13 protein-coding genes are annotated in these 11,244 nt (G+C 71.2%); 8 read left to right on the top strand and 5 right to left on the bottom strand.

The window, feature by feature from the left end; translation table 11 throughout:
- The first annotated feature begins 30 nt into the window (after window positions 1–30).
- Window positions 31–1,041 (top strand): iron chelate uptake ABC transporter family permease subunit, encoded by a 1,011-nt coding sequence (locus G6030_RS12655; protein WP_347238659.1) that lies wholly within the window; start codon window positions 31–33, stop codon window positions 1,039–1,041.
- Window positions 1,038–1,895 (top strand): ATP-binding cassette domain-containing protein, encoded by an 858-nt coding sequence (locus G6030_RS12650; RefSeq protein WP_182643361.1) that lies wholly within the window; start codon window positions 1,038–1,040, stop codon window positions 1,893–1,895. The genes G6030_RS12655 and G6030_RS12650 overlap by 4 nt, the downstream gene beginning before the upstream one ends.
- 124 nt (window positions 1,896–2,019) lie before the next feature.
- Here G6030_RS12650 and G6030_RS12645 read toward each other — a convergent pair whose 3' ends face one another.
- Window positions 2,020–2,160 carry a hypothetical protein gene (locus G6030_RS12645; protein WP_182643360.1) on the bottom strand — a complete coding sequence of 47 codons (141 nt, stop codon included), beginning with the start codon at window positions 2,158–2,160 and terminating at the stop codon, window positions 2,020–2,022.
- A 108-nt stretch (window positions 2,161–2,268) separates the two neighbouring features.
- Here G6030_RS12645 and G6030_RS12640 point away from each other — a divergent pair, with 108 nt between their 5' ends.
- Entirely contained in the window at window positions 2,269–2,643 is a 375-nt protein-coding gene (locus tag G6030_RS12640) for a DUF1622 domain-containing protein (protein ID WP_182643359.1), read from the top strand.
- 235 nt (window positions 2,644–2,878) lie between these two features.
- Here the strand turns inward: G6030_RS12640 and G6030_RS12635 are convergent, their stop codons facing one another.
- Entirely contained in the window at window positions 2,879–4,147 is a 1,269-nt protein-coding gene (locus G6030_RS12635) for a class I SAM-dependent methyltransferase (protein ID WP_347238658.1), read from the bottom strand.
- A 126-nt stretch (window positions 4,148–4,273) separates the two neighbouring features.
- On the opposite strand from G6030_RS12635, the gene G6030_RS12630 reads away from it, so the two are divergent.
- Together G6030_RS12630 and G6030_RS12625 are read left to right on the top strand one after the other, a co-directional pair.
- Window positions 4,274–6,607, top strand: coding sequence for an AAA family ATPase (locus G6030_RS12630; protein ID WP_182643358.1), 2,334 nt, complete (start codon window positions 4,274–4,276; stop codon window positions 6,605–6,607).
- A gap of 131 nt (window positions 6,608–6,738) precedes the next feature.
- Window positions 6,739–7,296, top strand: coding sequence for a hypothetical protein (locus G6030_RS12625; protein ID WP_182643357.1), 558 nt, complete (start codon window positions 6,739–6,741; stop codon window positions 7,294–7,296).
- A 10-nt stretch (window positions 7,297–7,306) separates the two neighbouring features.
- On the opposite strand, the gene G6030_RS12620 is transcribed toward G6030_RS12625, so the two are convergent.
- The 3 genes from G6030_RS12620 to G6030_RS12610 all read right to left on the bottom strand — a co-directional run bounded on the left by G6030_RS12620 (window position 7,307) and on the right by G6030_RS12610 (window position 8,493).
- Window positions 7,307–7,675, bottom strand: a complete 369-nt coding sequence (locus G6030_RS12620) for a DUF4440 domain-containing protein (protein ID WP_182643356.1) — start codon at window positions 7,673–7,675, stop codon at window positions 7,307–7,309.
- A 66-nt stretch (window positions 7,676–7,741) separates the two neighbouring features.
- A complete protein-coding gene (locus G6030_RS12615; protein ID WP_182643355.1) occupies window positions 7,742–8,164 on the bottom strand; it encodes a DUF302 domain-containing protein in 423 nt (140 codons plus the stop codon).
- 71 nt (window positions 8,165–8,235) lie between these two features.
- Window positions 8,236–8,493, bottom strand: coding sequence for a metal-sensitive transcriptional regulator (locus G6030_RS12610; protein WP_182643354.1), 258 nt, complete (start codon window positions 8,491–8,493; stop codon window positions 8,236–8,238).
- A 198-nt stretch (window positions 8,494–8,691) separates the two neighbouring features.
- Between G6030_RS12610 and G6030_RS12605 the strand changes: the two genes are divergently transcribed.
- From G6030_RS12605 to G6030_RS12595, 3 genes are all read left to right on the top strand, one after another.
- Entirely contained in the window at window positions 8,692–10,086 is a 1,395-nt protein-coding gene (locus G6030_RS12605; protein WP_182643353.1) for a rhodanese-like domain-containing protein, read from the top strand.
- Window positions 10,087–10,126: 40 nt separating this feature from the next.
- Window positions 10,127–10,723 (top strand): rhodanese-like domain-containing protein, encoded by a 597-nt coding sequence (locus G6030_RS12600; RefSeq protein WP_182643352.1) that lies wholly within the window; start codon window positions 10,127–10,129, stop codon window positions 10,721–10,723.
- A 52-nt stretch (window positions 10,724–10,775) separates the two neighbouring features.
- On the top strand, window positions 10,776–11,244 hold a 469-nt coding region (locus G6030_RS12595; RefSeq protein ID WP_182643351.1), incomplete at its 3' end, for a sulfite exporter TauE/SafE family protein.

The following is an 11,244-nucleotide window of genomic DNA, read 5'->3' as shown; positions in this document are numbered from 1 at the left end:
GCGCCCGCCCGCCCGTCCGCCGTCGAGGCGGTGGCCGCCGGCCGTCGCGCGCGTGGTCGGCGCCGCCGGCTGGTGATGGCGCTGCTCGCGTTGGTCGCCGTGGCCCTGTTCGCCGCGACGCTCATGGTGGGCAAGACCTTCTACTCCCCGGCCGAGGTGTGGGGCGTGATCCTCGGCCACGACGTCGACGGCGCCACCTTCACCGTGGGCCGGCTCCGGCTGCCGCGCGCGGTCCTGGCCGTGCTCACCGGGGTGTGCTTCGGCCTCGGCGGCGTGACGTTCCAGACCATGCTGCGCAACCCGCTGGCCTCCCCGGACATCATCGGCATCAGCTCCGGCGCGAGCGCGGCGGCCGCGTTCGCGATCGTCGTGCTGGGCCTGGGCGGCGCTCAGGTGTCAGCGTTCGCGATCGTCGCGGGAATCGCCGTCGCGCTGATCATCTACGCCCTCGCGTACCGCGGCGGAGTGGCGGGCACGCGCCTCGTGCTCATCGGCATCGGGATCGCCGCCACCCTCAACGCGGTCACTGACTACATTCTCAAGACCGCCCCGCAGTGGGAGCTGCAGGAGGCCATGCGCTGGCTCACCGGCAGTCTCAACGGCGCGTCGTGGGACCAGGTCCGGCCCGTCCTGGTGGCGACCGTCGTGTTCGGCCCGGTTCTGTTGCTCCTCGCGCGCGATCTGGGTCTGCTCCGGCTGGGCGACGACACCGCCTCCGCGCTGGGCGTGCGCACCGAGCGGACGCGGATCGCGCTCATCATCGCCGCCGTGGCCCTCATCGCTTTCGCCACCTCGGCCGCCGGGCCGATCGCCTTCGTCGCGTTCCTCGCCGGACCGATCGCCGCCCGCCTCGTCGGCCCGCACGGCTCGCCGCTCATCCCGGCCGCGCTCGTGGGCGCGGTGCTCGTGTTGGCCGCGGACCTGGTCGGCCAGTTCGCGTTCGGCTCGCGCTACCCGGTCGGCGTCATCACGGGTGCCCTCGGCGCGCCGTACCTCATCTATCTCATCGCCCGCACCAACCGCACCGGAGGCTCGCTGTGACCGCCGACCACACCCTCGAGGCCACCGGGCTGGACCTGTCCTACGGCGACCGCGCGGTCATCCGCGATCTCGACCTGGTCGTGCCGCCCGGGCGCATCACCGCGATCGTCGGCGCCAACGCCTGCGGCAAGTCCACGCTGCTGCGCTCGATGTCGCGGCTGCTCAAGCCGCGGGGCGGCCAGGTGCTCCTCGACGGCGCGGAGGTCCACCGCATGCCGGCCAAGAAGCTCGCCCGCACGCTGGGGCTGCTGCCCCAGTCCCCCATCGCGCCGGAGGGCATCACCGTGTCCGATCTGGTGGGGCGCGGCCGGAACCCGCACCAGGGGATCATGTCGCGGTGGTCGAGGGACGACGACGAAGCCGTGGCAGCCGCCCTCGAGGCGACCGGCACCCTCGAGTTGGCGGACCGGCCGGTCGACGAGCTGTCCGGCGGTCAGCGGCAGCGCGTGTGGATCGCCATGGCGCTGGCGCAGAACACGGACCTGCTGTTGCTCGACGAGCCCACGACGTTCCTCGACGTGGCGCACCAGGTGGAGGTGCTCGACCTGCTCGTGGACCTCAACCGGGGCCGCGGTACGACGATCGTCATGGTGCTGCACGACCTCAACCTGGCCGCCCGCTACGCCGACCACCTGGTGGCGATCGCCGACGGCGACGTCCACTGCTGCGGAGCCCCCGACGACGTGCTCACACCGGAGATGGTCCGCGCGGTGTTCGGCCTGGACGCCGTGGTGATCGCGGACCCCACGTCCGGCCGACCGCTCATGCTGCCGCTGGGGCGGCACGGGATCCGGGTCGGCGCGCTGGCGGCGGGCGTCGACTCGATGACGGCGCGGGTCCCGCCGGATATGTGATGGCGGAATGCCCGCCCGGGCCCCTGCCTCGAACTCTGGTGTAGCTACTGCGAGAAAACTCCCGCTGGATCGCACTAGCTACACCGAAAACTAGGCCCCGCCAGGGCCCGGTCATCAGCTCACGTCACGACCCGATGCCGAACCTCGCCGCGAGGTAGGGCAGCCACCCCATGCACTCGGGGGTCAACGCCATGCAGGTCGCCTCGCCCGGCCCGGGGCCGAAGACGAACCGCAGCGGATTCTCGAGGGAGCCGGTGGGAATCATGATCTCTCTCCTGACGAACGGGGCTGATCTACCCTTCCGGCATATCAGATGTGCGGGCGCGTGCGCGACTGTCCGAACGGCTGCACGCGTGCGCCGGAAGGAGACGACATGGCGTTTCAGGAGACCATCGAGGCCGTCGGCGAGGTGATCGACGCCCTCGGGGTCGCCGCGATCGTCATCGGCATCGTCACCGCCACGATCATCGCGGCGTGGCGTCTGGGCACCCGGCAGCCGGAGGTCTACCACCAGTTCCGCCGGTACCTCGGCCGCTCGATTCTGCTCGGACTGGAGATCCTCGTGGCCGCCGACATCATCAAGACGGTGGCGGTGACCCCGACGCTCGACAGTGTGGCGGTGCTGGCGGCGATCGTCGTGATCCGGACCTTCCTCAGCTGGTCGCTGGAGCTGGAGATCTCCGGGCGATGGCCGTGGCAGAAGTGGAAGGACGCCGAGAGGCCGGCGGCACAGGCCGAGGCCGAGTGACCGGCGCCCGCCCATCCGTTGCCCCCGCGGCGCCGAACCCCGGGCATGCACACCGAGCCCGAATCTGACCAGTCGCCCGCGTCGCCGCGGCGATGGACGCTGACGCTGCCTCGGCGCGGGACCTACGTCCGCGACGCGACGCTCTGGTGGGACGACTGGGTGCCGGTCGCGACCACCGGGTGGGGCGCGGTAATCCTCATTGCGCCGCTGCTGGCCACCGAGTTCCTCATCCGGGCTACCGGCGCGCTACGGCGCTCGGACCTGAACCCCGCGCGGCCAGACGCCACAGGATCGTTTGCTCGTTAGCGCGGGCGGCGTGCACCGGGTCGGTGCTGTCGGCGGCGCGTGAGTGCCGAGGCGTCGTCTCGTGCGTGCCGACCACCGTCAGACGCGCGTCGGCGATGCGCGCGAGCAGCTCGTCGCGAGTGCGCAGGCCCAGGTGCTCGGCGAGGTCGGACAGGATGAGCCACCCCTCCCCCTGCGGCGTGAGGTGATCCGGCAACTCGCGCAGGAACCGGTGAAGCATGTCGGAGTCCGGGTCGTAGATCCCCTGCTCCAGCGCCGAGGTCGGCAGGCCGGGGATCCAGGGCGGATTGCACACCACGACGTCGGCACGCCCGGAGCGGTCGCCCACCTCGTCGTCGTCGCCTGGCCACAGGTCACCGCGCACAACGGTGACGCGGTCCTCCAACCCCAGCCGCCGCATGTTGTCCCGCGCGCACTCCACGGCGCGCGGGTTGATGTCGGACGCCACCACCGCCCGAGCACCACGCCGGGCCAGGACGGCGGCGAGCACCCCGGTGCCGGTGCCGATGTCCCACACGACCGGCTGGGCGACGCCCGGCGGCCACCCGGCGTCGGCGACGAGGTCGATGTACTCGTCGCGGGTGGGGGCGAAGACGCCGTAAGCGGGGTGGATGCGCGCGCCCAGCGCCGCGATCTCGATGCCGCTGCGGTGCCACTCGTAGGCGCTGATCACACCCAGCACCTCGGGCAGCGAGACCAGCGACTCCCCGCCGTGCGTCCCGCCGGCCCCGTCGGACCCGCCCGACGCCTCCTCGACGCCGCTGGCCGGCGGGCCATAGGCGTGCACGCAGGCGCCGCGCACGTCGGGCGCGCGCCGCAGGCCGATCGAGTAGTCGGGCTCCAGCGGGACGAGGATCCTGCCCAGGATGGTCGCCCGTTCGGCGCGGGCCCTGCGGTTGGCGCGGAAGATCTCGCCGGGGTCGGAGCTCTGCGGCGCCCGCGACGCGCGCTTGCCCAGGCGCCGGTCGAGCGCGCGCATGAGCTGGCGGGCGTTGTGGAAGTCGCCCCGCCACAACAGTCCGGTGCCCGATCGGATGAGCTTGAGGGCCTTGTCCGCGGCGATGTCGTCGCGGATCACCACGAGGCGTCGGGGCGCGGGGGCGCCGTTCTCGGAGCGCCAGGCCGCGGTGCGGTCGGTGCCGTTCTCGCGCCACTCGATGATCGTCAGGGCGGGGCCGGCGGCGGGGTGAGTGGGCACGGGGCCATTGTCTCAGGGGGCGTGCGCCGAAGCCGACCTCACGGCCCTCGAACTCCCTCCCACTCTCAACTTATAGCTGGTAGGGGGGCTTGCGGCAAGACCCCCATGGCGGCGCACACTTGCGCGATGCCCCGCCCTGCCACCAGCACGTTCGCCCTTCCGCACCACCTGTCGCACAAGTCCGATCCGTCGCTCATCGCGGCCGACGAACGCCACTTCGCCGCCGTCTCCGACTGCCTCGCGCGGAAGGTCGCCGACCTCGCCACCCGCCTGGATGCGCGCCGTCGCGATCCGGCCGGTCGGGGCGCGCAGACCATCGAGCGCGACACCGACATCCGCCGACTGACTGCCGAGCTCACCACTCTCCGCAGGTTCGGGCTCGACGTGTGCATCGGCCACTACGCCACCGCCTGGGAGCGGCCCACAGGCCGGGACCGGTCGACCGGCCGCGAGCGCGAGACGGTGTACGTGGGGCGGATCGGCCTGACCGACGCGGACGGCACTCCCCTGCTCGTGGACTGGCGCACGCCGTCAGCGGAACCGTTCTTCGCCGCGACCCTCGCCGATCCGAGGGGCGTGGCGTATCGACGTCGGTACCGCTGGTCGGGCGGGCGCATCGTCGATTATTGGGACGAGGTTTTTGACGACGACGACGAGCTCGCCCGTCACGTCAGCCCGGACGACACCTCGGCGTTCGTGACGAGCCTGTCCGGGGCGCGGACCGGCCGGATGCGGGATGTGCTCGCGACGATCCAGGCCGATCAGGACGCCATCATCCGCGCTGACGCCCGGGGCGCGCTCGTGGTCGACGGCGGGCCGGGCACGGGCAAGACGGTGGTGGCCCTGCACCGGGCGGCGTACCTGCTTCACGAGCAGTCCCGTTCCGGGGTCCGGCGCGGGAACCTGCTGCTGGTCGGGCCGCACCGGCCGTACCTCGACTACGTCGCCGACGTGCTCCCGGCGCTCGGCGAGCACAGTGTGCAGACGGCGACGGTGGCCGATCTCGCCGAGGCCGCGATCGGTGGCCCGCTCGGTGGCACCCTCGGCGGTGCGCACGGTGTCGCGCACGGTGTCGCGCACGGGGGCTGGGCCGGCGACCTGCCCGACGAGCCCGACCCCGAGGCGGCGCGCCTGAAGTCCGACGTGCGAATGGTCGACGCGATCGAGGCCGCCGTCCGCTTCTACGAGCAGCCGCCCGAGCAGTCGGTGGTGGTCCAGACCGAGTGGGCGGACCTGCAGCTGACGCCGGCCGACTGGGCAGAGGCGTTCGCCTCCGTCGAGGACGGCACCCCGCACAACGAGGCGCGCAAGCAGATCCACCAGACGCTCATGGACATCCTTCTCGATCAGGCCGCGGGCGCGGTTGCAGGCGCGGCCGCCGACGATGACCCCGAGACCTCCCAGGGCGCTCTGCGAGCGGAGATTGCGGTCGACCCGGGGCTCCGCCGCGCGCTGTCCCGGGCGTGGCCGATGATCGATGCCGGCGACCTCGTCGGCGATCTGTGGAGCGTGCCCGCGTACCTGCGGCTCTGCGCGCCGTGGCTCACCACCGAGCAGCTCCGGCTCCTGCAGCGGCCCGACCTCAACGCGTGGACCTGCGCCGATCTTCCGCTGCTGGAGGCGGCCCGCCACCGGCTGGGCGATGCCGACCGCGCGCTCAGGTCGCAGCGCCGACGGACCGAGCGGGCCGCCGAACTCGAGCGGCGTCGGCAGGTGATCGACGAGGTGATCGCCGCCGACGACGATCCCGAGGGCGTCGCCCCGATGCTCCGCCACGCCGACCTGCAGGAGGCTCTGCTCGACCCCACGACTGACGACGACCCCGCGGCCGGCGCACCCCGGCTGTCCGGCCCGTTCGGCCACATCATCGTGGACGAGGCTCAGGAGCTCACGGACGCGCAGTGGCGGATGATCCTGCGCCGCTGCCCGTCGGGCAGTCTCACGGTGGTCGGTGACCGGGCGCAGTCGCGTCTGGACTTCGCCGAGACGTGGCCGCAGCGGCTGGAGCGGATCGGCCTGCCGTCCGCCCGGATCGCCACCGTGTATCTGAGCATCAACTACCGCACGCCGGGCGAGATCATGGAGGCCGCCGCCCCGGTGATTCGCGCAGTCCGGCCCGACGCCAACGTCCCGGAGTCCGTGCGCAGCAGCGGGGTGCCCGTGACCTACGGCCGAGTGGAGGACCTGCCGCGGGTTCTCGAGGACTGGCTCGCGGCCCACCCGGAGGGCGTCGCGTGCGTGATTCGCGCTGTCGGCTCCCCCGGCGTCGAGCGGGCCTTCTCGGACCGCGTCCGCACGCTGACCCCGGCCGAGGCCAAGGGATTGGAGTTCGACCTCGTTGTCGTCGTCGATCCCGAGTCCTTCGGCTCGGGCGACACCGATTCGGGCATCACCGGGGCTGTCGACCGCTACGTGGCGATGACCCGCGCGACGCGGCAGTTGATCGAGCTCCGGCCGTAGCGATGTCCGACGTGTCTCCGTGCCTCATTGCGGTGACCAACACGTGGTAACGGGTTTAACATTCTCCCACCACCCCGCGCGCCGGCCTTCATCAACTCGAGGGCGACACGCGCTTCCTCGTAAGGCTCGATATGCACTCTCGCATCGCTGCGGCGCTCGCCGCTCTCGCCCCGATCGTCTTCCTCCTCGCCGCCTGCAGCGCAGACGATCCGGCGCCCCCGCCGGCCACCGTCACCACCACCGTGCAGGCATCGACGACAGCCAGCTCCACCGAATCGACGTCCACAAGCGCCAGCTCCAGCGAACCGCCGCCGAGCCCGACAGCATCGGCGCCGGCCGCCGACACGTGCGGGGCGGTCGGATATCAGGGGGCGCCCAGCCACGAGAGCCCTCACTGCCTGGGGAAGCAGATCGCGTCGTGCGGCACCGCGAACCACCAGACCGGTACGACGTTCTTCACCGATGGCACGTCCGGCTGGACGCAGACGTGTGCCGACCAGATGCTCGCCACGTATGTCCCGCCGCCGCCCGTCCCGACCTTCGATCAGGAGGAGTACAACCGGCAGTTCGCCGAAGAGTACTGGCGGACGCACCCGACGCCGACGTTCGACCCGGACTCGGCCGATGGCTACGGACCTGATCAGGAGCTACCGCCGGCGTGCCTACGACTCGAGGGTGTGGACTGCTGACACCGCAGGGTCACCCGGCCGGTGGGATGGGTGTCTGCTGGTAGAGCGCCAGCCGCCACCGCCCCTGACGGCGCGTGTACACGGTGGACATCAGTGCGTGGAAGTCGTCGCCGTCGCCGCGGGACGCCTGCCCTGTGTAGACCAGCGCGACCGCGTCGTCGTTGAGCTCGACGAGGCGCTCGTCGCTGATCTCGTAGGTCCGCCAGGGCGGCGCGTCGTTGAGAGAGGTGACCACCTCCTCACGGTCCAGCACCTGACCGTGGGCCAGGACCATCACCGCGTCGGGCGTCATGAGGCGACCGTAGAAGTCGGCCCCCGTGCGATCGCACAACGACGACCACCCTTGGTGCTCCAGCTCCAACAGTTCCGCGATGTCCACGCCTTCACGGTAGGCAGACACCACGTCAATTGCTGCCGAACCGTGCGAGGGGACAGCTCGACCGGGCTAGTCCCCGGGGGCGGCGTCGCTGATCGCCGACAGCGCAGCACGCAGCCGCACGTCGGCATCGTCGGCGACTTCCCGCACCTGCGGACTGCCGCTGAGCTGGACCATGGTCTGCGGGTCGATGGCCTCGATAGTCGTCTGCTCGGCGTTCTTGCCGCGGCGCACCACGACGTTGCACGGCAACAGGGCGCCGAGCTCCGGTTCGGCGGCCAGGGCCTTGCTGGCCAGGCCGGGATTGCAGGCTCCGAGGATCGTGTAGGCGCCCACCTTGTCCGCGGCCTCGCCACCCAGCTTGGCGGCGAACGTCGCGTTGACGTCGATCTCGGTGAGAATGCCGAAGCCCTGCTCCGCCAGAGCAGCGCGCGTGCGCTCCATGGCCTGCTCGTAGGGCATGTCGACAGTGACAGTGCGGGTGTAGGTCATGACCGACTCCTTCGATATCTCTTCGACGGCGTTGAGGTGTCCCTGGCCCGGGAGTGTAGGACTCCGGTGGGTCAGGCCAGGGAGAGGAACAGCTTCTCCAGCTCCTTCTTGTCCAGGGTCTCGTCGGGGTTCGTCAGGCACTGCTCGAGCCCGCTGGCGATAATCGCGAAGCCCGCTCGATCCAGCGCCTTGGACACCGCCGAGAGCTGGGTGACGACGTCCTTGCAGTCGCGGCCGTCCTCGATCATGCGCACGACCGCGGCGAGCTGGCCCTGGGCGCGCTTGAGGCGGTTGAGTGTCGGCGTCAGTTCGACTGTGTCGAGTTGCATCGGGCCCCCTGTAATCGGCGAGAAGTGACCACAGTCTATACCCCCTAGGGTGTCCCGCTCCAGTCCCTGCACGTAGCTCGCCACCCCCCTGCCGCCCGCTCGTCGCATACCCCCCGGGGCATGTTGCACATACCCCCCGGGGTATGTATGTTCGGGGCACACCCCGAGACCGGGAACCCGATCGACAAGGAGAGCACCGTGCTTCTCGAGCGCATCTACGACGAGGACCTCGCCCAGGCCGGGTACGTCATCGGCTGCCAGGCGAAGAACGAGGCGATGGTGGTGGACGCCCGCCGCGACATCCGCGAGTACCTGGAGCTGGCCGAACGCCACGGCATGACGATCACCGCCGTCACCGAGACCCACATCCACGCCGACTACCTGTCCGGCACCCGCGAGCTGGCGGAGGCGACCGGGGCGACCATCTACGTGTCCGGCGAGGGCGGCGACGACTGGCAGTACGGCTTCGAGGCCGAGCGCCTGCACCACGGTGACCAGCTCACGCTGGGCAACATCACCGTCGAGGCCGTCCACACCCCGGGACACACGCCCGAGCACCTGTCGTTCCTCGTCACCGACGGGGCGTTCGCCGACTCCCCCGGTTACATGCTCACCGGCGACTTCGTCTTTGCCGGTGATCTCGGCCGACCGGACCTGCTCGACGAGGCCGCCGGTGGGGTCGACACCCGCTTCGAAGGCGCCTCACAGATCTTCCGCAGCCTCAAGGAGTCCTTCGTCTCGCTGCCGGACCACGTCCAGGTGTTCCCGGGCCACGGTTCGGGCAGCGCGTGCGGCAAGGCCCTCGGCGCGCTCCCATCGACCACCGTCGGTTACGAGCGCCGGTTCGCCTGGTGGGCCGACTACGTCGAGCGCGACGACGAGCAGGGCTTCATCGACGAGATGCTCGAGGGCCAACCTGACGCGCACGCCTACTTCGGCCGCATGAAGCGGCAGAACAAGGAGGGCCCGGCGATCCTCGGAGCGTTGGCACCCCTCCGCCGGTTCGGCACTGGAGAACTGGCCCAGGCGCTCGAGAAGAACGACCTCGTCGTCGTCGACACCCGCGACCAGGACGAAGTCCACGCCGGCACCGTCCCCGGGGCCCTCAACGTCCCGGGCGTCGACAAGGCCGCCTCGTACGGCGCGTGGGTCTACGACCCCGAGCGCGAGGACACACCCCTAGTCGTCCTCGCCGAGGACGAGGAGACCGCCGAGCAATACCGCGACCACATGATCCGCGTGGGCATCGACACCGTCACCGGCTACACGACCAGCTTCGACGGCCTGCCGATGACGACCCCCGAGATGATCCGGCCCGACGACCTCGCCACATTCGACGCGGCGATGGTGCTGGACGTGCGCAACAAGACCGAGCACGCGGACGGCCACATCCCCGGCTCCGAGCAGCTCAGCGGCGGCCGGGTTCTGTGGAACCTCGACCAGCTCCCGACCGACGGTCCGATCGTCACCTACTGCCAGAGCGGCGTCCGCAACTCGGTGACGGCCAGCGCCCTGCGGCGAGCCGGCTACCGGGTCGTCGAGCTCGAGGGCAGCTATGCCGCCTGGTCCGAACGCAACCTCGCGTCCGTCTGACCACACCCACTCACCTCATCCGGAAAGGCCTCGACCACCCATGTCCCCCACCCTCACCACCAGCCCGACCATGACCCCCGCCGAGCTCCGCGATGCGATGACCAGCGGCACCCCGCCCACCGTGGTCGACGTGCGCTCCGGCGCCGAGTACGCCTCGGTCCACATCCGCGGCTCCTACAACGTGCCGTTACCGCTGCTCGCCGAGCACGGCGAGGAGTTCGCCTCGCGGCTCCCCGGCCAGGTCGTCCTCATCTGCCAGTCCGGCAACCGCGCCCGCCAGGCATGCGAGCGGCTCAGCGCTGTGGGCGTGGACCGCGACTCGGTGACCGTGCTCGACGGCGGGATCGCCGGCTACGAGTCCGCCGGCGGCGAGGTCGTCCGCAGCAAGGGCGTCTGGGCGATGGACCGGCAGGTCCGCATGGCCGCCGGCTCGCTGGTCCTGGTCGGCGTCACCGCCTCGAAGCTCATCTCCCCGAAGTTCGCCTACCTCGCCGGCGCGATCGGTGCGGGGCTGACCTACTCCGCCGCGAGCAACTCGTGCGCCATGGCCGCCGCGCTGTCGAAGATGCCGTGGAACCGCCCGGCCGACGAGCCCGGGCTCGGCACCGTCCTGGACTCGCTGCCGACCCGTTCCTGACCCACCACCCTGCCCGCGACCCCGGCGCCCCCGCCGGAGAAAGGCACCCTCCATGGAGATCACCACGATCGTCGTCGTGGCCCTGGCCGTCCTGGTCGGCCTGTCCCTGGGACTTCTCGGCGGGGGCGGGTCCATCCTCGTGGTCCCCCTGCTCACTTACATCGGTGGGCTCGACCCCCGCGAGGCCATCGCGACCTCACTGTTCGTCGTGGGCGCCACCTCGCTGGTCAGCCTCATCGGACACGCCCGCAAGGGCAACGTCCGGTGGCGCACGGGCCTGATCTTCGGCGCGGCCGGGATGGTCGGCGCGTTCCTCGGTGGCCTGGCCGGTGGCTACATCCCCGGCACCCTCCTCATGATCGCCTTCGCGCTCATGATGATCGCCACCGCGGGCGCGATGATCAAGGGACGCAAGGACCGTGACGGGCAGAGTCAGACGCACCACCACCCGCTCTGGCGGATCCTCCTGGACGGACTCGTCGTGGGCGCCGCGACCGGCCTGGTCGGCGCGGGCGGCGGCT

The organism is Dietzia sp. E1 (genome assembly GCF_014145015.1).
Lineage (GTDB): Bacteria > Actinomycetota > Actinomycetes > Mycobacteriales > Mycobacteriaceae > Dietzia > Dietzia cinnamea_A.
This window is presented reverse-complemented; position numbering and strand designations above follow the sequence as displayed.

Excerpts from the sequence above, each read along its gene's own strand:
- G6030_RS12615 (WP_182643355.1), bottom strand. The coding sequence starts at position 8,164 with ATGACCTACACCCGCACTGTCACTGTCGACATGCCCTACGAGCAGGCC.
- G6030_RS12640 (WP_182643359.1), top strand. The coding sequence starts at position 2,269 with ATGGCGTTTCAGGAGACCATCGAGGCCGTCGGCGAGGTGATCGACGCC.
- G6030_RS12645 (WP_182643360.1), bottom strand. The coding sequence starts at position 2,160 with ATGATTCCCACCGGCTCCCTCGAGAATCCGCTGCGGTTCGTCTTCGGC.
- G6030_RS12625 (WP_182643357.1), top strand. The coding sequence starts at position 6,739 with ATGCACTCTCGCATCGCTGCGGCGCTCGCCGCTCTCGCCCCGATCGTC.
- G6030_RS12630 (WP_182643358.1), top strand. The coding sequence starts at position 4,274 with ATGCCCCGCCCTGCCACCAGCACGTTCGCCCTTCCGCACCACCTGTCG.
- G6030_RS12600 (WP_182643352.1), top strand. The coding sequence starts at position 10,127 with ATGTCCCCCACCCTCACCACCAGCCCGACCATGACCCCCGCCGAGCTC.
- G6030_RS12610 (WP_182643354.1), bottom strand. The coding sequence starts at position 8,493 with ATGCAACTCGACACAGTCGAACTGACGCCGACACTCAACCGCCTCAAG.